At 65.1% G+C, this 25,201-nt stretch carries 23 protein-coding genes; 17 read left to right on the top strand and 6 right to left on the bottom strand.

The annotated features are described in order from the left end of the window. Window positions 1-55: 55 nt before the first annotated feature. The 7 genes from AC1DJW_RS15210 to AC1DJW_RS15180 all read left to right on the top strand — a co-directional run bounded on the left by AC1DJW_RS15210 (window position 56) and on the right by AC1DJW_RS15180 (window position 5,860). Window positions 56-1,174 carry a histidinol-phosphate transaminase gene (locus tag AC1DJW_RS15210; protein WP_459340795.1) on the top strand — a complete coding sequence of 373 codons (1,119 nt, stop codon included), beginning with the start codon at window positions 56-58 and terminating at the stop codon, window positions 1,172-1,174. 43 nt (window positions 1,175-1,217) lie between these two features. After that, complete coding sequence (hisB, locus tag AC1DJW_RS15205) at window positions 1,218-1,844, top strand: imidazoleglycerol-phosphate dehydratase HisB (RefSeq protein WP_234753135.1); 627 nt, start codon at window positions 1,218-1,220, stop codon at window positions 1,842-1,844. Further along, on the top strand, window positions 1,841-2,596 hold the full coding sequence (hisH, locus tag AC1DJW_RS15200) for an imidazole glycerol phosphate synthase subunit HisH (protein ID WP_476901782.1): 756 nt from the start codon (window positions 1,841-1,843) through the stop codon (window positions 2,594-2,596). The genes hisB and hisH overlap by 4 nt, the downstream gene beginning before the upstream one ends. A 1-nt stretch (window position 2,597) precedes the next feature. Then, window positions 2,598-2,756: a hypothetical protein gene (locus tag AC1DJW_RS15195; protein ID WP_390282823.1), complete on the top strand. Its 159-nt coding sequence runs from the start codon at window positions 2,598-2,600 to the stop codon at window positions 2,754-2,756. Window positions 2,757-2,818: 62 nt separating this feature from the next. Beyond that, window positions 2,819-3,565 carry a bifunctional 1-(5-phosphoribosyl)-5-((5-phosphoribosylamino)methylideneamino)imidazole-4-carboxamide isomerase/phosphoribosylanthranilate isomerase PriA gene (gene priA, locus AC1DJW_RS15190; RefSeq protein WP_184735761.1) on the top strand — a complete coding sequence of 249 codons (747 nt, stop codon included), beginning with the start codon at window positions 2,819-2,821 and terminating at the stop codon, window positions 3,563-3,565. Then, complete coding sequence (locus AC1DJW_RS15185; protein WP_284753579.1) at window positions 3,565-4,467, top strand: SseB family protein; 903 nt, start codon at window positions 3,565-3,567, stop codon at window positions 4,465-4,467. Before priA ends, AC1DJW_RS15185 begins: the two co-directional genes overlap by 1 nt. A 58-nt stretch (window positions 4,468-4,525) precedes the next feature. Next, the gene (locus AC1DJW_RS15180; RefSeq protein ID WP_476901781.1) at window positions 4,526-5,860 is read left to right on the top strand and encodes an MFS transporter; all 1,335 of its coding nucleotides are present in this window, start codon (window positions 4,526-4,528) and stop codon (window positions 5,858-5,860) included. Between the two features lie 85 nt (window positions 5,861-5,945). On the opposite strand, the gene AC1DJW_RS15175 is transcribed toward AC1DJW_RS15180, so the two are convergent. Next, window positions 5,946-6,332: a DUF1844 domain-containing protein gene (locus AC1DJW_RS15175; RefSeq protein ID WP_284753575.1), complete on the bottom strand. Its 387-nt coding sequence runs from the start codon at window positions 6,330-6,332 to the stop codon at window positions 5,946-5,948. A gap of 378 nt (window positions 6,333-6,710) precedes the next feature. On the opposite strand from AC1DJW_RS15175, the gene infC reads away from it, so the two are divergent. The 5 genes from infC to AC1DJW_RS15150 all read left to right on the top strand — a co-directional run bounded on the left by infC (window position 6,711) and on the right by AC1DJW_RS15150 (window position 10,793). Then, window positions 6,711-7,736, top strand: coding sequence for a translation initiation factor IF-3 (gene infC, locus AC1DJW_RS15170; RefSeq protein WP_476901780.1), 1,026 nt, complete (start codon window positions 6,711-6,713; stop codon window positions 7,734-7,736). A 117-nt stretch (window positions 7,737-7,853) separates the two neighbouring features. Beyond that, the gene (gene rpmI, locus AC1DJW_RS15165) at window positions 7,854-8,048 is read left to right on the top strand and encodes a 50S ribosomal protein L35 (RefSeq protein WP_059387794.1); all 195 of its coding nucleotides are present in this window, start codon (window positions 7,854-7,856) and stop codon (window positions 8,046-8,048) included. Window positions 8,049-8,166: 118 nt separating this feature from the next. Further along, entirely contained in the window at window positions 8,167-8,847 is a 681-nt protein-coding gene (gene rplT, locus AC1DJW_RS15160; RefSeq protein ID WP_284753569.1) for a 50S ribosomal protein L20, sunset domain variant, read from the top strand. A gap of 26 nt (window positions 8,848-8,873) precedes the next feature. Continuing rightward, window positions 8,874-9,770, top strand: coding sequence for a TrmH family RNA methyltransferase (locus AC1DJW_RS15155; RefSeq protein WP_476901779.1), 897 nt, complete (start codon window positions 8,874-8,876; stop codon window positions 9,768-9,770). A gap of 105 nt (window positions 9,771-9,875) precedes the next feature. Further along, a complete protein-coding gene (locus tag AC1DJW_RS15150) occupies window positions 9,876-10,793 on the top strand; it encodes a cation diffusion facilitator family transporter (protein ID WP_390282827.1) in 918 nt (305 codons plus the stop codon). Between the two features lie 127 nt (window positions 10,794-10,920). Here AC1DJW_RS15150 and AC1DJW_RS15145 read toward each other — a convergent pair whose 3' ends face one another. Beyond that, window positions 10,921-12,129: an MFS transporter gene (locus AC1DJW_RS15145; protein WP_284753565.1), complete on the bottom strand. Its 1,209-nt coding sequence runs from the start codon at window positions 12,127-12,129 to the stop codon at window positions 10,921-10,923. A gap of 146 nt (window positions 12,130-12,275) precedes the next feature. Between AC1DJW_RS15145 and AC1DJW_RS15140 the strand changes: the two genes are divergently transcribed. Continuing rightward, a complete protein-coding gene (locus AC1DJW_RS15140) occupies window positions 12,276-12,716 on the top strand; it encodes a (deoxy)nucleoside triphosphate pyrophosphohydrolase (RefSeq protein ID WP_476901778.1) in 441 nt (146 codons plus the stop codon). Between the two features lie 11 nt (window positions 12,717-12,727). Here the strand turns inward: AC1DJW_RS15140 and AC1DJW_RS15135 are convergent, their stop codons facing one another. Further along, window positions 12,728-13,822, bottom strand: a complete 1,095-nt coding sequence (locus AC1DJW_RS15135) for an Rv2578c family radical SAM protein (RefSeq protein ID WP_476901777.1) — start codon at window positions 13,820-13,822, stop codon at window positions 12,728-12,730. Between the two features lie 113 nt (window positions 13,823-13,935). On the opposite strand from AC1DJW_RS15135, the gene pcp reads away from it, so the two are divergent. After that, complete coding sequence (gene pcp / locus AC1DJW_RS15130; protein WP_390282829.1) at window positions 13,936-14,583, top strand: pyroglutamyl-peptidase I; 648 nt, start codon at window positions 13,936-13,938, stop codon at window positions 14,581-14,583. A gap of 50 nt (window positions 14,584-14,633) precedes the next feature. Here pcp and AC1DJW_RS15125 read toward each other — a convergent pair whose 3' ends face one another. Beyond that, the gene (locus AC1DJW_RS15125; RefSeq protein WP_476901776.1) at window positions 14,634-15,284 is read right to left on the bottom strand and encodes an SIMPL domain-containing protein; all 651 of its coding nucleotides are present in this window, start codon (window positions 15,282-15,284) and stop codon (window positions 14,634-14,636) included. A 186-nt stretch (window positions 15,285-15,470) separates the two neighbouring features. On the opposite strand from AC1DJW_RS15125, the gene pheS reads away from it, so the two are divergent. From pheS to AC1DJW_RS15110, 3 genes are all read left to right on the top strand, one after another. Beyond that, window positions 15,471-16,532 carry a phenylalanine--tRNA ligase subunit alpha gene (gene pheS, locus AC1DJW_RS15120; protein WP_476901775.1) on the top strand — a complete coding sequence of 354 codons (1,062 nt, stop codon included), beginning with the start codon at window positions 15,471-15,473 and terminating at the stop codon, window positions 16,530-16,532. 2 nt (window positions 16,533-16,534) lie between these two features. Further along, entirely contained in the window at window positions 16,535-19,084 is a 2,550-nt protein-coding gene (gene pheT / locus AC1DJW_RS15115; protein WP_476901774.1) for a phenylalanine--tRNA ligase subunit beta, read from the top strand. 128 nt (window positions 19,085-19,212) lie between these two features. Next, on the top strand, window positions 19,213-19,776 hold the full coding sequence (locus AC1DJW_RS15110; RefSeq protein ID WP_390282833.1) for a 4'-phosphopantetheinyl transferase family protein: 564 nt from the start codon (window positions 19,213-19,215) through the stop codon (window positions 19,774-19,776). 26 nt (window positions 19,777-19,802) lie between these two features. On the opposite strand, the gene AC1DJW_RS15105 is transcribed toward AC1DJW_RS15110, so the two are convergent. Next, the gene (locus tag AC1DJW_RS15105; protein WP_284753557.1) at window positions 19,803-21,200 is read right to left on the bottom strand and encodes a M1 family metallopeptidase; all 1,398 of its coding nucleotides are present in this window, start codon (window positions 21,198-21,200) and stop codon (window positions 19,803-19,805) included. Between the two features lie 79 nt (window positions 21,201-21,279). Further along, the gene (locus AC1DJW_RS15100) at window positions 21,280-25,167 is read right to left on the bottom strand and encodes a Pls/PosA family non-ribosomal peptide synthetase (protein WP_476901800.1); all 3,888 of its coding nucleotides are present in this window, start codon (window positions 25,165-25,167) and stop codon (window positions 21,280-21,282) included. Window positions 25,168-25,201: the final 34 nt, after the last annotated feature.

Here is a 25,201-nt window from a genome sequence, read left to right as displayed (position 1 = left end):
GTCCCCGGGCCGTCACAGTTTCAGGGCATCCGCCGCTGCACCTTAAACTGTCATGGTGAGTGAGCAGCTTGAACGACTTGACCGACTTCCCCTCCGGACCAACCTCCGCGGCCTGAGCCCGTATGGCGCGCCGCAGCTTGATGTTCCGATTTTGCTCAACGTCAACGAAAACACTCATGGCGTACCAGCTGATGTCCAGGCGGCCATCACCGAAGCTGTCGCGGCGGCCGCCGTCGGACTGAACCGCTATCCGGATCGCGAGTTCACCGAACTGCGCGAGGCCCTCGCGGAATACCTCGGCCACGACCTTGCGGCCGAGAACATCTGGGCAGCCAACGGCTCCAATGAAGTGTTGCAGCAGATCCTCCAGGCTTTCGGTGGCCCCGGCCGGACCGCGCTCGGTTTCCCGCCCACGTACTCCATGTACCCCCTGCTGGCCAGCGGAACCGACACCGCGTACATCGCGGGAGTCCGCGCTGAAGACTATGGACTTGATGCAACCTCGGCCGCCGCGCAGGTCCGCGAGCTCAAGCCGAATGTCGTGTTCCTCTGCTCTCCGAACAACCCCACCGGCACCGGACTCGGCCTCGACGTTGTCGAAGCCGTCTACGAAGCCGGCGAGGCGAGCCAGACAATGGTGATCGTGGACGAGGCCTACCACGAGTTCGCCCACGACAACACGCCAAGCGCATTGACGCTCCTCCCCGGCCGGGAGCGCCTTATTGTCTCCCGCACCATGAGCAAGGCGTTCGCCCTTGCCGGTGCACGCATCGGCTACATGGCAGCTGCCCCCGAGGTCGCCGATGCGATCCGCTTGGTCCGCCTTCCGTACCACCTCTCCGCCATCACGCAGGCAACCGCGCTGGCGGCCCTCCGGCACCGCGAAGCCCTCATGGCCGACGTCGAAGACATCAAGGTCCAACGAGATCGCATTGTCAGCGAGTTGACCCGGATGGGCTTCAAGCCGGCCGCCTCGGATTCGAACTATGTGTTCTTCGGCGGAATCGACAACCCCCACGCCCTGTGGCAAGGCCTGCTGGAGCGCGGAGTCCTGATCCGCGACGTCGGCATACCAGGCCACCTCCGGGTCACGGCCGGCACGGAGCCGGAGACCACGGCCTTCCTTGAGGCGCTTGAAGCCTTGCTGGACGGCCAGGCCTCCACACCGGCCTAGACTTGGACAAGCCCCACCACTCCTTCCTCCTAAGGACATATCAATGAGCGAAAACGGCGCCAGCACGGCGGCCGCCCGGACAGCACGCATGGAACGCACCACAAGCGAGTCCTCCGTCCTGGTTGAAATCAACCTCGACGGCACGGGAGTCTCGGATATCAGCACCTCGGTGCCGTTCTATGACCACATGCTGACGGCGCTCTGCAAGCATTCGCTCATCGACATGACCGTCAAGGCGACGGGGGACACCCACATCGACGCCCACCACACCGTGGAGGACGTGGCCATCACCTTCGGCGAGGTCTTGCGCACCGCCCTGGGTAACAAAGCGGGCATCCGTCGCTTCGGCGAGGCCACAGTTCCGTTGGATGAAGCGTTGGCCCACGCCGTCGTCGACGTCTCCGGACGCCCCTATCTGGTTCACGGCGGTGAGCCCGCCGGCCAGGAATACCACCTGATCGGTGGACACTTCACCGGTTCGCTGACCCGTCACGTCTTTGAGGCCATCACACTGCACGCCGGCATCTGCCTCCACATGAATGTCCTGGCCGGCCGGGATCCGCACCACATCGTGGAGGCACAGTTCAAGGCATTCGCCCGTGCACTGCGTTCCGCCGTTGAGTCGGATCCCCGCGTCGAAGGCATTCCGTCCACCAAGGGTGCCTTGTGAGTACGCACATCCTCAAGGATGGCGCTGTGGTGGATCCGAAGGCTGCCGGCCGCATCGTTTCGCCTGAGGGTAAGCCGACCGTGACCGTCCTTGATTATGGCTCGGGCAATGTCCGCTCGGCGGTCCGGGCGCTTGAGCGTGCCGGCGCGGCAGTCACTTTGAGCGCCAAGCCAGAAGATGTCCTGAACGCCGACGGGCTCCTGGTGCCCGGCGTCGGCGCCTTCGAAACAGTGATGCGCGAACTCAAGGCAGTCGACGCCATCCGGATGATCGGCCGCCGTGTTGCCGGGGGCAGGCCCGTCCTGGGTATCTGTGTCGGGCTCCAGGTGCTGTTCGAGGCCGGAGTGGAGCACGGAACCGAGGCCGAAGGGATGGGCGAGTGGCCGGGCAAGGTGGAGCTCCTCCCCGCGCCCGTTGTCCCGCACATGGGCTGGAACACCGTGGACGTGCCGGAAGGCTCAAAGCTGTTCGCCGGCGTCGAGCACGAACGCTTCTATTTCGTGCACTCGTACGGCGTGCAGAAGTGGGAATTCGATGTCGTCCAGCCCCGCATGGCTCCGCCGAAGGTGACCTGGTCCGAACACGGCGCCCCCTTCATTGCCGCCGTGGAAAACGGACCGTTGTGCGCCACGCAATTCCACCCCGAGAAGTCGGGCGACGCCGGAGCGCGGCTCCTGCGAAACTGGGTTGAGGGCTTGCGACCGCAGGCAAAACCCCAGCCGCAGGCGAGCGAAGCCGGAGGCGCTGCCTAGTATGTGGTCCGTTATCCTCATGGGCACCGCCGGGCTGCTGGTTGGCGGAGGAATCTCCTTCCACCAGCAGAAGCGTCCCGCCTGGGTCTCCATTTCGTTCTACGTACTCGCTGGCTTGGCATTGCTGGCCGCCTACCTCTTGACCCTGCCTGCCAAATAACTGCGCCTGCCAAATAACTTGCCGGGCAATTGACGCCCGTCCCCACAACACCGAGGACTTCAATGACCACCGCCTCCGAACTGCCTGTTCTGGAACTCCTGCCCGCCGTCGACATCGTGGACGGCCAGGCCGTCCGCCTCCTTCAGGGAGAAGCCGGCTCCGAGACCAGCTACGGCACCCCGCTCGAAGCAGCACTTAACTGGCAGAACGCCGGAGCCGAGTGGGTGCACATGGTGGACCTGGACGCAGCGTTCGGCCGCGGCAACAACGCCGACCTCATCAGCGAGGTCGTCTCGCAGCTGAACGTCAAGGTGGAGCTGTCCGGCGGATTGCGCGACGACGAATCCCTCGAGCGCGCGCTTGAGCTCGGCGTCGCCCGCGTGAACCTCGGTACCGCCGCGTTGGAGAACCCGGAATGGACCCGCCGGGCCATCGACCGCTTCGGTGACAAGATCGCCGTCGGGCTCGACGTCCGCGGCACAACGCTCGCGGGCCGGGGCTGGACCAAGGAGGGCGGGGATCTCTGGGAGGTCCTGGCCCGCCTTGAGGACGCCGGCTGCGCCCGCTACGTGGTCACCGACGTCACGAAGGACGGAACCCTGCAGGGACCCAACGTCGAGCTGTTGCGCCAGATGGTCGAAAAGACCGGCAAGCCTGTCGTTGCATCGGGCGGCATCTCCAGCCTCGAAGATTTGCGCGTCCTGCGGGAACTCGTACCGCTCGGGGTCGAAGGAGCGATCGTCGGCAAGGCGCTGTACGCCGGTGCTTTCACGCTCCCGGAAGCCCTGGACGTCGCCGGCCGCCGCTGATGTCGCAGGATCCACAGTCCCCGGCTGCCCACAAGGCTTCGACTCCGGCCCCACGGCAGTTGCCTGGGCACATCGCGGCAGCCCTGGCAGGTGCGGGGGGCGCAGGCGATTCTGCCGGCCAGCCCTGGGCCGGCCGCGACCTGAGCAGCGACGCCGCCAAGATCCATAATTTCGAGGACGACGACGGAACGGCCGACGCCGGGTACCTCGCCGCCGTCGCGGCCCTGCTCGCCGGTACCGGCACCGAGGCGGGCGTGGTGGCTTCCTTGGCAACGGCGAGGGTGTTTGTCCCGGTGGTGGCCCAGCTCGCTGAGGAAGCCGAGGGCGTGGACGGACTCCATGCGGACAAGCAGGCCGACATGGCGCTCGTGACCCTGAAGGCGCCGGACGGCCGCACGGCCATGCCTGTGTTCACGTCGGCTGCCGCCCTTGAAGCCTGGCATCCGCAGGCCCGTCCCGTCGCTGTTTATGCGGCCCGGGCGGCGCTGTCTGCAGTCTCGGAGGGAGCCCAGCTGCTTGTCCTGGATCCCGGTTCGGAGGTCACCTTCGTCGTGCGCCGGCCTGCCATGTGGTCACTGGCACAGCAGCGCGACTGGACGCCGTCGTACCTTGATGATGAACTGGAGTCTGCTCTCAATTCCTTGGCAGGGATGTACCCGGCCGTGCGGCGCCTGGAGGTGCGGCCGGGATCGGGAATGGCTTCGCGCACGGCTGACGGATCGGCCATGGCCGGCGGGGGACCCGGGCCCGAATTGCGCGTGGTGCTGTACCTCGAAGACGGCCTGGACGCCGCCGCGGTACAGGATCTCGTCTCCGGGCTGAACGGGCGTTGGGCGCAGAACGAATTGTTCGCCGAGCGGGTTGACTCGATCGAGGTCAGCTTGCAGCGGGCGGCACAGTAGCCGAAGGCACAGGGGGAACGTCCTTGTCCTGCCCTCGGCAGAACAGAGGATGTAGCTCGTGAATTTCTCTCTCTACCGGGAGATGCTGTCCATCACGTCCGTGCGGCGTCTCTTGTTGGTGGGCATGGTGGCCCGCATACCGCACTCGGCAGCGGGAGTCCTGCTCACCTTGCACATCGTGCTGACCTTGGGCAAGGGATATGCTGCCGCCGGCGCTGCCGCCGCGGTTTTCACCATCGGCATCGCCATTGGCGCGCCGTGGCGCGGACGGCGCGTGGACACCGTGGGCCTGCGCAAGGCGCTTATTCCTTCGGTGGTGTCGGAGTTGGTGATTTGGTCCGTAGTGCCGCATGCGAGCTACGAATGGATCCTTCCGCTCGTCTTCGTCGGGGGCCTGCTGACGCTGCCGATCTTCAGCGTCATCCGGCAGTCCCTCGGTGTGCTGGTTGACGGCGAGCAACGGCGTTCGGCCTATGCCTTGGACTCCATTGGCACCGAAGTGGTTTTCATGATCGGCCCCGCGGTGGGCGCGGTCGTGGCTACCAGCGGCTTCACGGTCCTCGGCCTGACCATCGTGGGTGTGTGCACTTCGGCCGCAGGGCTCTTCCTGCTGTGGTTCAACCCGCCCACCCGCAGTGAGGGCGTCCTGGATGCCGGCCAGACGGCAGACCGGGATGCGGACGAGCTCCATGCGGCTGAAGCCGCAGTGGTGGCATCGGCGCCGGCCCATCTCCAGGAAGCAGCTTCAGAGATGGCACCGACGGCTTCGCAGCCTTCGGGGCTGCGGGGAAAAATGGCCAGGAACTTCACATGGGTCACTGCGGCGGTAGCTGCTGTGTTCGCCGTCGCCGCAGGATCCGGCATGGTGCTGAGCGGCACCGACGTCGGGATCGTCGCGGTGTTGCAGCGCGGCGGGCACGAGAGCCAGATCGGAATTGTCTTCTTCTTCTGGTGCGCCTCGTCGGTAGTCGGCGGGCTCATCTATGGTGCCATGCACCGGCCCGTCTCACCCATCCTGCTCCTGCTTGGCATGGCGGCCCTGACCATCCCGATGGGCTTCGCCGGGGACACCTGGACCCTTGCGTTGTTGTCCCTGCTTCCGGGCCTGCTCTGCGCGCCGGTGTTGTCGGCGGCGTCGGAAAAAGTCGCCGACCTCGTGGATGAGGAGCGGCGCGGCGAGGCGATGGGCTGGTATGGCTCGGCTCTCACAGCAGGCGTGGCCTTCGGTTCGCCGGTTGCAGGCCTCTTTATCGACGGCGTGGGGCCGTGGGCCGGCTTCGTCGCCATCGGGACGGCGGGAGTGTTGCTGTGCCTTGCCGGGCTGCTCCTCCAGCTGCGTCGGCGCCGGATCATGACCACCACCCAGGCCGGCGCGGGGGACCCCGCCAACTGAGTTGCGCCCAAGCCGCCGGGAGACGACGACGGCGGGCCGGCCGAAGAGGCCAGCCCGCCGTCGCGGTCCAACAGGTGGGTCCGGGTCAGTTGACCGGGCCGGTGAACTTCTCGCCCGGGCCCTTGCCCGGCTCGTCCGGGATCAGTGACGCTTCCCGGAACGCAAGCTGCAGGGAGCGGAGGCCATCGCGCAAGGGGCCGGCGTGCTGCGAACCGATTTCCGGCGCTGCGGCGGTGACCAGTCCGGCCAAAGCGGTGATCAGCTTGCGGGCCTCGTCCAGGTCCTTGAGCTCCTCGGCCTCGGGGTCGTCGGCCAAGCCCACTTTGACGGCTGCTGCGCTCATGAGGTGGACGGCGCCGGTGGTGATGACCTCAACAGCCGGAACTTCCGAAATGTCGCGGATCTGCTGGCCTACTCCGGCGTCAGTGCCGTTGGGCTCGTGGTCGAGGGAATTGCTGTCTGAAGTGCTCATGCTGGTAAGCTTGTCACAGACCGACTGGAAGTTGCCATTTCCCATGGCACACGCAGAGCTCGGCCACCCATCGTTAATGTGCGGTTGGTTGCCGATTTCTGTAGAATTGATTTTCAGTTTGCAAGCGGAGTTCTCTCCCACCCGCGTCAGCCGTTTCCCTTCGGGGATGTAAGTTGCCGGGTACCTGGTCGGACACCGTTCAAGGTCAGCCTTGGATGGTGCGAACGCCCCCATTGAGGGGCCGTATCCGATCTTCGAGGCCTTCGATTGCGCCAGCAATTGGGGGCCTTCTCTATTTGCCGGTGGAATACTCATCACAACAACAGGAGCTTTGACATTAGCGAGCCAAGAATCAATGAGCGTATCCGCGTCCCCGAGGTGCGTTTGGTCGGTCCTGCCGGCGAACAGGTTGGAATCGTCCGTATTGAGGACGCCCTACGTCTGGCTGCCGAGGCTGACCTGGATCTCGTTGAAGTTGCACCGCAGGCGAAGCCTCCGGTGTGCAAGCTGATGGACTTCGGCAAGTACAAGTACGAAGCCGCAGTTAAAGCCCGTGAGGCCCGCAAGAACCAGACCAACACGGTCCTCAAGGAAATCCGCTTCCGCCTGAAGATCGACACCCACGACTACGAGACCAAGCGCGGCCACGCGCTTCGCTTCCTGGGCGCCGGTGACAAGGTAAAGGCCATGATCCAGTTCCGCGGACGTGAGCAGCAGCGCCCTGAAATGGGCATCCGCTTGTTGCAGCGCTTCGCTGAGGACGTTGCCGAAGTTGGCGTGATTGAGTCCAGCCCGCGCATCGATGGCCGCAACATGGTCATGGTGATCGGTCCGTTGAAGAACAAGGCCGAGGCCAAGGCCGAGGCCCGCCGCGCGGCGCAGCGTGCAGAAGCCAAGGCCCAGAATGAAGCCAAGGCTGCAGGTCGGATTGACGTTTCAGGCGAGGATGCTCCCTTGACCCAGTCACTCGCGGACTTGCTCCCGGCAGAACTCTTGACCCAGGTTGAGGAAACCCAGGCCGAGGAAACCGCGCCGGAGGCCGTTGAGGCGGAGGTTGCTGAAACCGAAGAGGCTCCGGTCGCTGAAGAAACGGTTGCCGACGAGGCCCCTGTGGTTGAAGCAGTTCCGGTTGCTGAGGAAGCAGTTGTTGTCGAAGAGGCTCCCGTGGTTGAAGCAGCTCCGGTAGTCGAAAAGGCTCCCGTAGTTGAAGCAGCTCCGGTTGCCGCACCGGCACCGGCAAAGGCTCCGGAGCAAGCAGCTCCGAAGCCCGTTGTGCCGGCTGCTCCTAAGCCTGCTGCCACACCAGTACCGAAACCGATGGCGAAGCCCGCGGTTCCGAAGCCTGCAGCTCGACCGGCAGCCCCCAAGGCCGCTCCGAAGCCAGCGGCACGCAAGACCAACTAGTCACGCCGCCGGAGGTATCCCCTCCGCCCGGCTCGAAAGCAGCAGCCGCCCCCTATGGGATGGCTGCACGAAAGAACTGCAGACCCAGTCTGCGGACACGTAAGGAGATCGGTTCCCATGCCGAAGATGAAGACCCACAGTGGTGCTAAGAAGCGCTTCAAGCTGACCGGTACCGGCAAGCTGAAGCGTCAGCAGGCCAACCGCCGCCACTACCTGGAGCACAAGTCCTCCACCCTGACCCGTCGCCTTGCCGGCGACAAGATCGTCTTCAAGGGCGATGCCAAGGTCATCAAGAAGATGCTCGGCGTCTAAGTTCCAAGTTTTCTGGTCGCTGCCATCCGGTAGCTGCCGACTACACCAAAGCCTTCTCAGGCCGGCCGGATTTCCCGGCAGTAGCAGCTTGGGATAAGAATTTTGAAGGAGTACGCACGTGGCACGTGTGAAGCGGGCGGTAAACGCCCACAAGAAGCGTCGGGTTGTCCTTGAACGGGCCAAGGGTTACCGCGGTCAGCGGTCTCGCCTGTACCGCAAGGCAAAAGAGCAGCTGCTGCACTCGTTTGTGTACAGCTACGGCGACCGCCGCAAGAAGAAGGGTGACTTCCGTCGCCTCTGGATCCAGCGCATCAACGCTGCATCCCGCGCCAACGGCCTGACCTACAACCGCCTGATCCAGGGCCTGAAGGCCGCTGAGGTCGAGGTTGACCGCCGCATGCTGGCAGAGCTGGCCGTCTCCGACGCCAACGCTTTCGCCGCGCTGGTCAAGGTTGCCAAGGACTCCCTGCCTGCCGACACCTCCGCTCCGGCCGCCAAGGCCGTGGCAGCTCCGAAGGCCGCCGCCAAGGCTGCTCCGGCTGCAAAGACCGCTACCGCTGTCAAGGCCTCGGTTTCCGAGAAGCCTGCCATCGAAGGCGCTGTTGTTGCCGTTGAAGGCGAAGCTGCACCGGAAGGCCACGCCATCAAGGGCAACGCCGAGTCGAACAAGTACCACGTTCCGGGTTCCACCTGGTACGACGTCACTGTCGCCGAATACTGGTTCTCCACGGTTGAGGCAGCAAAGGCTGCAGGCTTTGAGCCTGCCGGCGGCGAAGCCCGCCAGCAGATCAAGAACTAGTCGCAACTGCCACTAAAGTTCTGTATATGAACGAAACCGGGCGCCCGCAAGAACTTCCGATGTCCAACCCCCGAGCCGATCGGGTCAGGGATGTCGCAAAGCTTGCAGGGCGCCCGGCCCGTTTAAAGCGCGGCCGGTTCCTCGCGGAAGGGCCCCAGGCTGTTCGCGAGGCGCTGGTACTCCACCGGGAGCGGACGACGGCGGGGGAGCCCGGCGTCGTACACGAAGTCTTCGCGAGCGAAAGCTGCCTGGACCGGCTCCCCGAACTGGCCGAGCTCGCCGACGGCGTTGCCCTGCGGCTCGCGAATGACGATGTCCTGGCCGCCATGGCGGATACCGTCAATCCCCAGGGGATTGTGGCCGTCTGCAGTTTTGTGGACGTCAGCCTTGAATCAGTGCTCGACGCCGGGCCGCGGCTGATCGCCGTCATGTGCCAGGTGCGGGACCCCGGCAACGCTGGAACAGTGCTTCGGGCCGCTGATGCGGCCGGGGCGGATGCCGTGGTCTTGACTGCCTCCAGCGTCGATATCTACAACCCGAAGGCTGTGCGGTCCACGGCAGGTTCACTCTTCCACTTGCCGGTAGTCCTGGGAGCGGACGTCGAGGAACTCGTGGCCCTCTGCAAGGAGCGCGGCATCGGGATCCTCGCAGCGGACGGCTACGGCACCCTCAATCTGGACAAGCTCCAGGACGAGAACGCGGCGCGCCGCCTGGGTGCTTCGGCAGCCGCCTCCGACTACGCCCTCGAAGCCCCGACCGCCTGGCTGTTCGGTAACGAGGCGCAAGGACTTTCGGACTCCGAGCTGGCCCTTGCCGACCATCGTGTCGCAGTTCCCGTTTACGGCTCGGCAGAAAGCTTGAACCTCGGCACGGCCGCCACGGTCTGCCTTTACGCCAGCGCACGCTCGCAACAAGGTTCCTGACACTCTCGCTACAGGTACGGTATTGCTTGCAGGGACGCACCCCCTTACGATCCGTTCCTGCCGATTCACTCACATCCCCTGAACCGAAGAAGAGGTGGAGCCCCCGTGGCTGCAAATGGCGGTACCAAGGCAATCGTGGCGGCATTGAGCGCCAACCTGGCGATCGCTGTGCTCAAGTTCGTCGCATTCGTCCTGACGATGTCGTCGTCCATGTTGGCCGAGGCAATCCACTCCGTAGCCGATTCCGGCAACCAGTTGCTCCTGCTGCTTGGCGGGAAGCGGGCGCAGCGGGCCGCAAGTCCCGAGCACCCATTCGGCTATGGCCGTGAGCGCTACATTTACGCCTTCATCGTCTCGATCGTGCTGTTCAGCGTGGGTGGCCTTTTCGCACTGTATGAATCCTGGGAGAAGTTCCAGCACCCCCATGCCATCGAAGGCGATTTCTGGTGGGTCCCACTGGCCGTGCTGCTCGGTGCCATCGTGGCGGAATCCTTCTCCTTCCGGACCGCCATCCACGAGTCCAATCCCTTGCGCGGCAAACAGAGTTGGATCAAGTTCATCCGCAACGCCAAGCAACCGGAATTGCCCGTGATCCTCCTGGAGGACTTCGGAGCCCTCCTGGGCCTTGTTTTCGCGCTGTTCGGCGTGAGCCTGACCCTTCTCACCGGGAACGGTGCGTGGGACGCGGCGGGAACAGGAATGATTGGGCTGCTGCTTGTGGCAATCGCCGTGGTGCTCGCGGTGGAAACCAAGTCCTTGCTGCTCGGCGAATCAGCCACCAAAGAGGACAACGTGCGGATCACGGAAGCCATTGAGTCCGACGGCACGCGCATCATCCACCTCAAGACCATGCACCTTGGCCCGGAAGAGTTGCTTGTCGCTGCGAAGATCAGCGTGGGCGCGGCAGATACCGGGCAGGCGATTGCTAAAGCGATCGACGACGCCGAACTCAGGATCCGCACGGCAGTACCGATCGCCCGGGTCATCTACCTCGAACCGGACGTGGAACGCGTCCAGGTCTAAGCAGGCCCAGCTCGGTAGCAGCGCGGCGCGGGCGCGTTATCCGGCAGCATGCGTCTAAGCGACGAAGGAGCGAGCATGCAGAGGATGACGCGCTTTCGTCGCGTAGCCAGGTATTGCGAAGGCAGCACTATGCGGCCAGCGGCCTCTTCCGTTCCAACCAGCCGCTGATGCCCGCGACGCCGAGCCCCAGGATTGCCAGGACAGCCCCGACAAGGGCTGGTGCAACGTAGCCCCAACCCCAGGCGATGACCACCCCGCCGAGGAAAGCGCCAAGGGCGTTGGCGATGTTGAGTGCGGAATGGTTGAGCGAGGAAGCCAGGGAAGGTGCGTCCGGCGAAGCGTCGAGGAGGCGCGTCTGCAGGGGCGGGATAAGCATGGAGCCGATGCCGCCCACGATGAAGACCATGACGTATGCCGACCACGCCCAGTGGGCTGCGACCGCGTAGACCACCAGCGCCAAGGCGATGAGGGGCAGGACCCGGTAGATGGTTCCCATGACCGACTTATCGGCGATGCGGCCGCCCAGGATATTGCCTGCCACCATGCCGAGTCCGTAGAGGGCAACGACGAGGGGTATCAGCGCCTGCGGGATTCCGGCCACGGACGTCATGGTGTGGGAGATGTACGTGTAGGTGGCGAAGAAGCCGCCAAAGCCGATGACGCCGATCAGCAACGCCAGCCACACCTGGATGCGCTTGAGGGCACCAAGTTCCCGGCGGATACTTGCCTCGGGGTGGGCAGGCTCAAAGGGGACAAACTTCCACAGCAACACGCTGGTGGCCAGGCCGATGACGCCCACAACCACGAAGAGCAGGCGCCACCCGAAAGTCTGGCCGAGCCACGTAGCCGCGGGAACGCCGATGACGTTGGCGACCGTGAGACCGCCCATGACCATCGAAATCGCCCAGCCGCGCTTAGTGGGCGCAACCAGGCTCGCGGCGATGACTGCGGCGATCCCGAAGAAGGCGCCATGGGGCAGTCCTGAGGCAAACCTCGTGATCACCATGGTCCCGTAGTCCGGTGCAATGAAGGACGTCAGGTTTGCTATCGATAGGAACAGCATGAGTCCCAAGGCAAGTTGCTTGCGGGGGAGCCGGGCGCCAAGTGCCGCGAAGATAGGCGCCCCCACCACGACACCCAAAGCGTAGGCGGAGATCAGGTTCCCGGCCTCGGGAGTGCTGATGTTGAGTCCTTGCTCGATCTCCTTGAGCAGGCCCATCATGGTGAACTCCGTGGTCCCGATGGCAAATCCGCCCATGGCAAGGGCGAAGATCGCCAGCGCAACGTGCCGGCTTCCGGTCTTTTGGGAGGTCTTGCTGACAGCGGTAGTGGTCATCGTCCTGTTTCTTGGGGGCGAGCGGGAGGCGACTCGAAGGGAACAAAGCCGACTTTCAAGCTTAGTGCGAGACTCCGGCGAATGACCCTGAATGTGACAACTTCCATAGATGAGGGTGGTTACCTGAGGGCCAATAGACTGTTGCGGTGACTGGACTAATAAGCGTGGCCGGCGCCGCCGTCGTCGATTCCCTTGAAAATCCGAAGCGGCTGCTCGTCGCAAGGCGCAGCGCCCCTCCGCAATTCGCGGGAATGTGGGAGTTCCCCGGCGGCAAGCTGGAGGCCGGGGAATCCTTCGAAGACGCGCTGCACCGCGAACTTCTTGAGGAACTCGGGATCACTGTCCGGCTCGGGTCTGAGGTTGAGCCGGACGCAGGCGCCGGTTGGCCGCTGAACGAGCGGGCCCTCATGAGGGTATGGTTCGCCGAGCTGCTTGACGGCGAACCGCGTCCGCTCCAGGACCACGATGAACTCCGGTGGGTTCCGCTTGGCAGTGGGGACGAGGCGTTCACCTTGCCGTGGATTCCTGCCGACCTGCCGATTGTCCGTGCACTGTTGGAACGGGTGGCCTCCGGCCTGCTCGGCTAGAAGAGCGTTGGCTAGAAAAGAGTGGGCTGGCCCGCAGTTGGAAAGGAAGCCGGCGGAACGGAAGCCGGCGTTTCCTTGCCCGCAGTGGCGTTCCTGTGGCTGAAGCCGCTGCTGCCGGAGAAACCGTGACGGGCCTTGAAGTACTTGATGCGGCCAGTCAGCCACATCCGGTATTCCTTCGAGGCATACGAGCCTTGGCCGTAGAGACGCCGGTATTTGCCTACGAGGCCGGGGTGGTTTTCCGCTAGCCATTGCATGAACCATTCCCGCGTGCCTGGTTTCAGGTACAAGGCCCCGGCGGTGACACCAGTGGCACCAGCGTCGGACAGGGCAGTAAAGAGCGACTCCAGGGCCTCATCGCTGTCCGTCAGCCACGGCAGGATGGGCATGGCCATGACACCACAAGGCAGACCGGCCTCGCGCAACCGGCGGATGAGCTTGAGCCTGGCGCGTGGTGCGGGCGTGCCGGGTTCCACGGCCGAGGCCAGCGCTTCGTCAGTCATGGCCAGCGAGATGCCCAGATCCACGGGCACCTGGCTGGAGGCGTGCTTGAGGAGGGGGATGTCGCGGCCCAGGAGGGTTCCCTTGGTGAGGATGGAGAACGGAGTACCGGAATCAGCCAGGGCCCGGATGATCCCCGGCATTAGCTGGTAGCGCCCCTCTGCCCGCTGGTACGGATCCGTGTTGGTGCCGAGGGCCACTTGATGGTGGCCCCACGACGGTTTGGACAGTTCCTTGCGCAAGACCTCGGCCGCGTTGATTTTCACAATCACTTGGGAATCGAAATCGTGTCCGGCGTCGAACTCCAGATAGGTGTGGCTCTTGCGCGCAAAGCAGTAGACACAGGCGTGGCTGCATCCGCGGTAGGGGTTGACCGTCCATTCGAAAGGCATCTGGGAACCGGACGCCACCTTGTTGAGCACCGATTTGGCGGTGACCTCATGGAAGGTGACTCCGGAGAATTCGGGGGTTGAGACGGAACGCACAAGCCCGGCCAGCGGCAGCAGTGCGTCCGTTGCTGGGGCGGCTCCGGACGGAACGCTGTTGCTGTTGTCTCCGGGTGCCGGACCACGTTGTGGTGAAATTGCTTGTGCGTCCCATCTCATGGCCTCCATTCGAATATATGTTCGAACGCTTGTCAAGGCCCGTCGAAAGAAAGACTGCTGAAAGTTCGAACGGGGAACCCGGAAGCCGGGTGAGCTGTTGCTAGGGTGGGTTCATGATTCTGCTGACGGGATTCGAGCCTTTTGGCGGCGATTCCAGCAATCCCTCGTGGGCTGCCGTCCTCGAAGCGCAGGAAATTCTGCGCTCCGAAGGGCATGGGGTGGAAACGCTCGAACTACCGTGCGTTTTCGGTGAATCAGCTGCGGTCCTGCGCGAGGCCATGGGGAGGCTGCGCCCGGATCTGGTCATCTGCGTCGGGCTCGCAGGAGGCCGGGACCGGCTCTCCCTGGAGCGCGTGGCCATCAACTGCGATGACGCCCGGATTCCGGACAACGCCGGAAACAGGCCCATCGACGAGCCGGTGGTCCCGGAGGGCCCAGCGGCGTATTTCAGCACACTGCCGGTGAAGTCCGCGCTCCGGGCGCTGCAGATCGCGGGAATCCGCGCCGAAGTCTCGCAGACTGCCGGGACCTACGTTTGCAACCACGTGTTCTATGCCCTGATGCACGAGCTCGCCGGGGCTGTTGCGTCCCGCCCGCGGGGCGGCTTCATCCACGTGCCCTATGACGAGGCCCAGCTGCCGCAGGGTAGTGCCGCGCCTGGCATGGCGACGCTGGACATGGGCCGGGGGATCGCCGTCGTCGTGCGGACTACGCTCGAGACTCAGGTGGACGCGAAGCTGTCCGCCGGCGCTGTTCACTAGGCTGGCGCTGGTCATTAGGCCGGCGCCGTTCACTTGGCTGGCGCTGTTCACTAGGCTGGCGCTGCCGAGTCCAGCTCCCACTGCACCACCACGCTCGCGGAAACTGCCAGGGATCCAGCTTCAATGGGCACGCCTTCGCTCGCAGAGGCACGCTTCATGTCGCCCATCATCGGCACCGGCGATCCGTGCTCCGGCCGCTGATCGACGGATAACACGCGCCCCAAGCGGCCGCCGGCAAGTGACGCAAAGCGGGCCGCCTTCGCTTCGGCCTCCCGCCACGCCGCCTCCTGTGCGCGCGCTGCGACGGTGGAGGAATCCGTGAATCCTTGTTCGATCCCGTTGATGCGAAGGCTGTCACCGCCTGCAGCCACCGCCGCGGAGATGGCCGCGGGGGCCGCCGACGGCGGGCCGAACCGGGCAACCATGGTGGTTGATGCAACATAACCAGTGACCTTTTGCCCTTGGTTTTCGGCCCAGACGAGTTCGGCACGCAGATTGAGGCCGCTCGTCCGCAGGTCAAGACCGGCCACGCCGTGTCCCCGCAAGGCCTCCGTCACCGCCGAGGCGACCTCACCGGCGCCGCCATAGGCGGCTTCGGCGGCGTCGCGCCTGACCTCGACTGCGAGCGTGAGCGTAAGAAGGTCGGGAACGGCCTCGGCGGTTCCCTCTCCGGTGACAGTGATGGTGCGGACCGGTGTCATGAGGCCATGCTAGCCCCGGGCACCGGCGAACGGCGGCCCAAGGGTGTCACGGGTTAAATCCCCGCCGGACCCTTCTACTAGACTGGGTGTTAGTGCCCGCCGGACCCGTCCAGCGAGCATTGCTCCTGCTTTTGCCATGGCCCTGCCTGGTGAAGACCATTTCCGACTCGTAGCTAAGAACAGTAGATGACTGACACTTTGCCGGGCGCTGCCATCCCGAACCCTCTGGATGAAGCCGCCATCACCGCTGCCGTTGAGGATGCCGTCGCCGCGATTGCTGCTGCATCCTCCCTCGAAGAACTCAAAGCCGTCCGCTTGGCGCACACCGGCGAGAAGTCGCCGTTGAGCCTTGCCAACCGTGAAATCGGCGGCCTGCACAAGGAGCAGAAGGCGGCCGCAGGCAAGCTCATGGGTTCCTCCCGTGGCCGCGTCAACCAGGCGCTCGCAGCACGGACCGCTGTGCTCGAAGCGGAAAACGACGCCCGCATCCTCGTGGAGGAAACCGTCGACGTCACGGCAGCGCCGCGGCGGCGCCGCGCCGGTGCCCGCCACCCGCTCTCCACGCTGCAGGACCGCGTGGCGGACATCTTCGTCGGGATGGGCTGGGAAATCGCCGAAGGACCCGAGGTCGAGTCCGAGTGGTTCAACTTCGACGCCCTCAACTTCAAGCCGGACCACCCGGCCCGCGAAATGCAGGACACCTTCTTCGTGGAACCTCCCGAGGCCCACCTGCTCATGCGCACGCACACATCACCGGTGCAGGTCCGGTCCATGCTGGAGCGCGAAGTGCCCATCTATGTACTGTGCCCGGGCAAGGTCTTCCGCACCGATGAACTCGATGCCACCCACACGCCCGTATTCCACCAGTTCGAAGGCCTGGCCATCGACAAGAAGCTGAGCATGGCCGACCTGCGCGGCACCTTGGAGCACTTCGCCCGGCAAATGTTCGGTGATGAGGCACAGATCCGCCTGCGTCCCAACTACTTCCCGTTCACCGAGCCCTCCGCGGAGCTGGACATTTGGCACCCCGGTGCCAAGGGCGGGCCTCGCTGGATCGAATGGGGCGGCTGCGGCATGGTCAATCCCAATGTCCTGCGCGCTGCCGGCATCGACCCGGACGAGTATTCAGGCTTTGCCTTCGGCATGGGCATCGAGCGCACGCTCATGTTCCGCAACGAGGTCGGCGACATGCGCGACATGATCGAAGGCGATGTACGTTTCAGCGAGCACTTCGGGATGGAGATCTAACAGTGCGTATCCCACTTTCATGGCTGCGTGAATTCGCGCAGGTTCCGGCCGACGCCACGGCCGAAGACGTCATGGCGGAACTCGTCAAGGTCGGTTTTGAAGAAGAAGCTGTCCACCGCCCCACGGACGAACTCAAGGGTCCCATCGTGGTGGGCCAGGTCCTGAGCCTCGTCAAGGAACCGCAGTCCAACGGCAAGACCATCAACTGGTGCCAGGTCCGCGTGGTCCCCGAAGGCCAGGAGCAGACCCTGACCGGCACGGGCATCGACCCGTCCGGCGTGCAGGGTATCATTTGCGGCGCCCACAACTTCGTCGAGGGAGACAAGGTTGTGGTGACCCTCCCGGGCGCCGTGCTCCCGGGTGATTTCCATATTTCCGCGCGCAAGACGTACGGGCACCTTTCCGCAGGGATGATCGCCTCGGTTCGTGAACTCGGCATCGGCGAGGACCACGACGGCATCCTGGTGCTTTCCCGCATTGGCCTCGATCCGGAAATCGGCACCGACGCCATGACCCTCCTTGGCCTCTACGACGAAGCCGCCGAAATCAACGTCACTCCGGACCGCGGCTACGCGTTCTCGATCCGCGGCGTGGCTCGCGAGTATGCCCACGCCACCGGAACCGTCTTCACGGACCCGGCTGCCAAGGTCAATGCCCCCGCGGCACTCTCGGGCGGCTATGGCGTCAAGCTCAACGACGACGCTCCCATCTACGGCAAACCCGGTTGCGACCGCTTCGTGGCCCGCACGGTCCGCGGCGTGGACGCCACCCGCCCCACCCCGCCGTGGATGGTCTCCCGGCTGCGCCTGGCGGGCATCCGCTCCATTTCGCTGCCTGTGGACATTTCCAACTACGTGATGCTCGAACTCGGCCAGCCGAACCACTGCTACGACCTCGACAAGCTTTCGGGCGACATCGTGGTGCGCCGCGCCGTCGCGGGTGAGAAGATCACCACCCTCGACGACAAAGTGCGTGCGCTCGACGTCGAAGACCTCCTGATCACCGACGACTCCGGCGCAATCGGCATCGCCGGCGTCATGGGCGGAGCGAACACCGAGGTTTCCGATTCGACCACCAACATCCTGGTCGAGGCAGCGCACTTCGACGAGGTGTCGATCGGGCGCTCGCGCCGCAGGCACAAGCTGCCGTCAGAGGCGTCCAAGCGCTTCGAACGCGGAGTGGATTGGCAGGTCGCCAACGTGGCTGCCCAGCGCGTCGTTGACCTTCTGGTTGAACTTGCCGGCGGGACGGCGGACGAAGCCGGTACCGACGTCGGGACGGCGCCCGACGCCGTGACCATCGAGCTTCCGGCAGGCTACGCGGCCTCCCGGATCGGGATCGACTTCACGGAAGAACAGATCACGGGTTCCCTCAAGGACCTGGGCGCCATTGTCCTGAAGGACGAAGTGGGCGGCTCCTATGTGGTCACGGCACCGAGCTGGCGCAATGACCTGGAAACCAAGGAAGACCTCTCCGAGGAAATCGCGAGGCTCGTTGGCTACGACAACATCCCGGCCACCCTGCCCGTGGCCCCTCCAGGCCGCGGCCTGACCCGTACCCAGCAGCAAAAGCGCCGTGTGGTCCAGGCCCTCGCCGACGCCGGGCTCACCGAGGTCCTCTCTTATCCGTTCGTCTCCAAGTCGGCCAACGATACCTTCGGCGTGGCCGAGGAAGGCGCGGCACGGACCGCCCTCAAGTTGGCCAACCCGATCAGCGAGGAACACGGTTACCTTCGTACCTCGGTGCTTCCCGGCCTGATCGAGGTTGCCCGCCGCAACCACTCCCGCGGGTTCCGCGACCTCGCCCTCTTCGAGGCAGGCTCGGTGTTCCTTCCCGACGGTCAGCTGGGTACGGCGTCCATCCCGCCGCTGGGCGTCAAGCCTTCCGACGAGGTCCTTGACGGACTGTACGACGGCGTCCCGGACCAGCCGCTGCACATCGCCGCTGTTTTGACCGGCCATGATTCCCCGGCCGCCGCGGCCCACACTCCGCGTGCCTGGGACTGGGCCGACGCCTTGGATATTGCCCGGCTCGTCGGCGACGTCCTCGGCGTGGAACTCGTGGTCCGCCAAGGCAGCCACCAGGCGTTCCACCCGGGCCGTGCCGCCCAGTTGGCGCTTCGCTCGGGCGACGTCGTGGGCTACGCCGGCGAATTGCACCCCAAGCTGCTTGCAGCCCATGACATGCCGGCACGCTCCGTGGCCCTCGAGCTCAATGCGGACGCACTGTTCGACGCAGCTCCGGACGTCATCGTTGCCAAGCACATCTCCGGTTTCCCGGTGGCCACGCAGGACGTTGCCCTCGTGGTGCCGCAGGATGTTCCGGCAGACGCCGTACTGGCCGCCCTCCGGGAAGGCGCCGGCGAACTCCTCGAAGACGTCGCCTTGTTCGATGTCTACGCGGGCCAGGGCATCGAAGACGGCAAGAAGTCGCTCGCCTTCGGGCTTCGGTTCCGTGCCACGGACCGCACCTTGACAGCCGACGAGGCATCGGAGGCCCGCGAGGCCGCCGTCGCCGTCGCCGCAGAGCGATTCGGAGCAGTCCAGCGCTGACGAGTATCAACCCGGGGATCCAGGGGCTGGCTGTTCACATCCAGTCCCTGGATCCTGCCGATTCCGCCGCCATCGAAAAGATCGCGGCGGAATTGCTGTCTCCGGCCGAAACCCTTAGGGGAAACACCATGGCACCGGCCCTGCGCCTCGAGTTCCTGGCATCCAGGCTGGCCCAGCAAGACTTTGCGGCCACCCTTCTGGGTGTTCCCGCCTCGAAGCTCCAGGCGGCCTATGAGTGCCCGGACTGCGGCTCTGGCCCGGACGTTGTGCATGGACGGCCCGGATACGTGCTCGACGGCGTCCGCGCACCCCTGGCGCTCAGCGCCTCACGGTCATCGGGCTGGGTGCTGTTTGCCGCCGTCGTGCATCCCGAGCCTGGGCTCCGGGTGGGCGTCGACCTGGAAAACGCGGCGGGCACAGAGTTCGCCGGCTTCGACGACGTTGCCCTGACCGCGCGCGAGCACCGCCATCTCGACGCGCTCAAACCCGGGCGCCGGGCCCATGAGCGCGCACGATTGTGGGCACGCAAGGAAGCATGGTTGAAGATGACGGGCGAAGGGCTCAGGGTGAGCCCGGACTCCCTCGATGTGCTTGAAAGGCCAGGGTTGTGGGACCTGGATCTCCCGGCCAGCGTTGACGGCCGGGCTCTTCCGCCGGGACTGCTTGCCGCCCTCGCGGTAACGTCCCGCTGAATCCTTGGATTGCCTGAATTCCAGGGTCAGCCGAAAGCGGGCAGCCTTGCCTGGTACAACCACGGTTCCAGGACTGTGGCCGCGTCGAGTCCCGGGACGTAAGTGTTGGCCGTAGCGATGAATTCCGCCGTGGACACCGAGCCGTGGCGCTTGGCCTCCGTCCAATGCCGCAGCAATCCGAAGAACGCTGCGTCACCGCACGCACGACGGACGGCGTGGAGGGCAAGAGCTCCGCGCTTGTAGACGCGGTCATCGAACATATGCTCCGGTCCGGGGTCGCCGATCACGAGGTCCTGGGCGCCCATGTCGAGCTTGCGCCACGCGGCCCTTGCGCGGTTGGCGAGGGACATGACGCCGGCTTCCTCGGACCAGATCCACTCCGCGTAGCAGGCGAAGCCCTCATGCAACCAGATGTCCCGCCAACTGCTCACGGTGAGCGAGTTGCCGAACCACTGGTGGGACAGCTCGTGGGCAATGAGGCGCTGTGCGTCCCACGATTGCTCCATGTGGTTCCGGCCGAAGATCGAGAGGGTCTGGGCCTCAAGGGGGATTTCCAGTTCGTCCTCGGTCACGACGGCGGTGTATTCCGCAAAGGGATACGGGCCGAAACACTCCACAAAGGTACGCATCATGTCGGCCTGCCGTGCCAGGCCTTCGCGGGCCTCAGTCAACAAACCGGGGGAGACAGCAACGAATTGGGGCACCGGAGCCTGCCGCAGGGCTTCGGCATGATGGGCCGTTCCGGTGCGGAATCCGCCGAGGGCGGGGCTGAGCTGGTGAAGCCGGTAGCGCCCGATTTGTACGGTGGCGAGATAGCTTGCCATCGGCTCGCCCTGTTCGTAGACCCAGGTTTCGCGGCTTGATTTCCTGCTGTGGGAGACGAGGCGGCCGTTGCAGATGGCGCGGTAGTTGTCGTCGGTGGTGATGCTGATCAAGTAGCTGGACTTGTGCCGCGGATGGTCGTTGCACGGGAACCAGGACGCCGCGCCGTTCGGCTGCCCGGCAACCAGCACGCCGTCTTCGAGCTCTTCCCAACCGACTTCGCCCCACAGGCCCCGGCGCGGCTGCGGATTCCCGTCGTAGCGGAGCTCAACCGTGAAGTGCTGGCCTGCCCGCAACTGCTCTTTTGTGGTGATCACGAGGTGCTCGCCGCGCGGGCTGAACTTCGGCACTTTCTTGCCGTCGACAAGGATTTTGGAAGCCTTCAGGCCCACCAGGTCCAGGATCACGGAGGCCGTGTCTTCCAGCGCTACGCACCGGAGCAGCGCGCGGCCGTTGAGCCGGTTGCTGCCCAGGCTGTAGTCCAGGTCCAGCTCATACCTCAGCACCTGGAATGCCGTGCTCCCGTGGTGCAAGGTGTACGGATCGGCGGCAGTTGTGGTTGTTTCCTGCGCTTGGGTTGTTCCGGGTTCGCTGCGGCTCATGTGCGCTGGCTGCCTCCGTCTAGCTTGGCGTGCTGCTGTCATTGTGGGCTTATATTTCACGCCCTCTTGCCAATCTATGCTACGGCCCCGACCAAGGGCTGACGGGGTTGCCCATCCAGTACGTGCCCGCGGGCACAGTTTCGCCCCGCATGACGAGCGACGCCGGTCCAACCGTTCCGCCCGCCCCGATACTGGCGCGCGGCAGGATGACGCCGTGCGGGCCCATCGTGGCGCCATCTCCGAGGACCACGGTGTCTATGCTCATGATGCGGTCGTGGAAGAGGTGTGTCTGGACCACGCAGCCACGGTTGACCGTGGAGCTTTCGCCAAGCGTGACGAGGTCCGCTTCGGGTAGCCAGTAGCTTTCGCACCAGGTACCCCGGCCGATTTTCGCGCCGAGCGCCCGGAGCCACCACACCAACGCAGGCGTGCCGGATGCCGAACGTGCGAACCACGGAGCGCTGACCATCTCGATGAAGGTGTCCACCACTTCGTTGCGCCAGATGAACGAGCTCCACAGGGGATGCTCGCCCTCTTTGATGCGTCCTACCAATATCCATTTCGCGGCGACTGAACTTGCCGCGGCCACGGCACCTGCCGCGAGGACCACGACGCCCCCCAGGACGGCTGCGAGCCAGTAGGTGGTCTCGGTGGCGATCCAGTCGAGGACCAGCATGATGCCGACGGCGATCCCCACCGTCAGGATGACCGGCACCAGCCGGCACAATTCCCAAAGTGCCCGTTTGGTCTTGAGTGCCAGTGGCGGGTTGAAGGTCAGGCTCTGATCTGCGTTGACGGCGGTCCGGCGCAGCCGGACGGGCGGACTGCCCAGCCAGGAGGTGCCCGATTTGGCCTTGGCCGGCGTGGCGGACAGCACGGCGACCAGCGAATTCTTGGGCACGCTGCGCCCTGCGGCGGTCATGCCGGAGTTGCCGAGGAACGATCGTTTGCCGATCTTGGCCGGTCCGATCTTCATCCAGCCGCCGCCGAGCTCATAGGAGGCCACCATGGTGTCGTCGGCGAGGAATGCACCGTCGCCGATGGTCGTCATGCGTGGTAGCAGCAGGACCGTGGAGGCCTCCACGTTACGGCCTACTTTGGCGCCCAGCAGGCGCAGCCACACAGGCGTGAAGAGGCTGGCGTAGATGGGGAAGAGCAGATCCCGCGCCATGTCCAAGACCCGTTCAGTGGCCCAAACCTGCCAACCGACGCGGCTGCGAACGCGGTAGTACCCCTCGGCGAGACCGATGCCCAGCATCCGGGTTGTCGCCAGGATCAGCAGGAGATTACAGAGGAACCAGGCCAGTGCTGCCGGAGGTATAGCAAGCAGGATTTCCGGGAAGGCATCCTGCAGGGAATTCTTGCCTTGGATGAAGGCCAGGACCACGCTAGCGCCGACGAATGCCGAGACGTAGGGGATCAGCGCCAACAGTGCTGAAGCCGAAGCAAATGCCGCGAACCAGAGCCGGCCGATCAGATGGTGCGACGACGGGGTCTCCGGCCACCCGTTCTTGGCTTTGCCACGGCGTTCGGCGGGGGAGCCGGCAACAAGGTGCCCGGCCTTGACCTTGCCCAACACCGCGGAACCGGGCTCCACGCGTGCGCCCGCGCCGATACTGGTTCCTGGCATGAGGGTGCTGCGGGAGCCCACTGTGGCGCCGGCGCCTACATGGATGGAGCCGATGTGGACGTAGTCGCCGTCGATCCACCAGGCGGAGAGATCCACTTCGGGTTCGATGTTGCAGCCGCTGCCCAATGAAAGCAGTCCCGTGACGGGAGGCAGGGAATGCAAATGGACGTTGTTCCCGATCTTCGCCCCCAGTGCCTTGGCATAGTACGGAACCCACGGCGCGCTGGCGAGGCTGATGGCTCCCGAGAGGTCCTGGATCTGTTCCGCAAGCCACAACTTCAAGTGGACTTTGCCGGAGCGCGGGTAGGTTCCGGGCCGAACTCCACGCAAGAGGGTCCTCGCGGCAAGGATCGAGATGGCCATGCGTCCCGGCGGGCTGACGAACACGAGCCAGGATGCCAGGATCCACCACCAGGACACCACGGGAGCGGCTGCGAAACCGGCGAAGTCGGCCAGCACATGATTGGCGGCCATCAGGTAGGTGAGCCATCGCATGCCCACCAGGATGTTGAGGAAAATCCCCATCAAGGTCTGGAAGATCTGCGATTTCCGGGAGGTCGGGCGAACCGTGCGTTCGGCCGCCGGCCCCAGGATGCCGCCTTCCGGCAGTGACTGCCGCGCGGCATCGATCAGGGCACCAACTCGCGGGGTCGCGTAGATTTCCGCCACGGTGATGGTGGGGTACCGCACGCGCAGGGCCGAGACGAGCTGGGCCGCGGCGAGGGAGCCGCCGCCATAGGCGAAGAAGTCGGCGTCGAGCGATGTGACGCTGGAACCTAGGATCCTTTCCCATTGCTCGACCACCCAGTGGGCGTCCTCGGGCAGGTTGAGTGGTGCCTTGTCGGCATCCGCGGCGCCCGCGCCCGCCAACGGCCAGGGAAGGGAATGCCGGTCCACTTTGCCGCTGGTCTTCGTCGGAAGCGAGTCCACGACAGTCAGCAGGGGGATCAAAGCAGCGGGAAGGTTTTCCGTGAGCAAGCCGCGGGAAGCTGCGAGGTCGATGTCCTCGGGTCCGGCCGGAGCCAGGTAACCGACCAGTATCTGGTTCCCGGCCGCCGTCGTGCGGACCGCGGCGGCGGCGCCCGCGACTCCCGGGAGGGCCTGCAGGGCGGCGTCGATTTCGCCGAGTTCGATGCGCCGGCCACCAAGCTTGACCTGTTCATCCGCGCGGCCCTGGAAGATGAGGCCGGCTTCCTCGTAGCGGACCAAGTCGCCGGAGCGGTAGGCACGTTCCCACCCCAGGGATGGCATGGGGGCGTACTTTTCGGCGTCTTTGGCCGGATCGAGGTAGCGGGCCAGTCCGACGCCGCCGATGATCAGTTCGCCTGTTTCGCCTTCCGCGACCGGAGCCCCGGCGGCATCGACGACGGCGAGGTCCCAGCCGTCCAGCGGCAGTCCGATCCGGACAGGGCCGTCCCCGCCCAGGGGAGCCGCGCAGGCCACGACGGTAGCCTCGGTGGGGCCATAGGTGTTCCACACTTCGCGGCCGTCCACTGCGAGGCGCTCGGCGAGTTCGGGAGGGCAGGCTTCGCCGCCGAAAATGAGCAGGCGCACGTTCTCGAGGGCTTCCGCGGGCCATAGCGCCGCGAGCGTGGGAACGGTAGACACCACTGTGATGCCGTGGTTGATCAGCCAGGGCCCAAGGTCCATGCCGGAACGCACCAGAGCGCGCGGGGCCGGGACGAGGCAGGCACCGTGCCGCCACGCCAGCCACATCTCTTCGCAAGAAGCGTCGAAGGCCACTGAAAGGCCTGCGAGCACCCGGTCCTGCGGTCCAATCGGATCTTCCTGGAGGAAGATCCGAGCCTCGGCGTCAACAAAGGCTGCGGACGAACGGTGCTGCACGGCCACGCCCTTGGGCGTGCCCGTGGACCCCGAGGTGAAGATGACCCAGGAATCGTCATCCAGCCCTGGGGCACGCGGAGCCGGGTGCGGTGTTGGGCGCTCCCCGGATACCTCGATCCTGCGGCCCTTTGTGACGACGGCAGACACTTTGGCTTCTCCGAAAACCAGCCGTGCCCGTTCCTCGGGATCGTCCGCGTCGACGGGCACATAGGCGGCCGCGATCGAGAGGATTGCGAGGATGGCAATGTAGAGATCGTTGGACCCGGAGGGAACCCGCACGCCGATCTTGTCTCCGGGTCCCAGTCCGGCTGCGTTGAGCGTGGCAGCAAAACCGCGCACCTGGGCCATGAGCTCGGAGTAACTCAGCGACTTTTGCCCGTCATCGAGGGCAGAGGCCTCCGGGAATGTCCTGGCCGTGTCCTCGAGGAGCTCAATGAGCGTGCGCGCTGGCGGCGCTGCTGCTGAGCCTTGCAGCTGGGGCAGATGCGCCATTTGGAGTTCCAGGCTGTCCGCCGGGATTTCATGT

It is taken from the genome of Arthrobacter sp. 05L417, from assembly GCF_056397865.1.
Note: the sequence above shows the minus strand (reverse complement) of the source record. Positions and strands in the feature narration are given on the sequence as shown.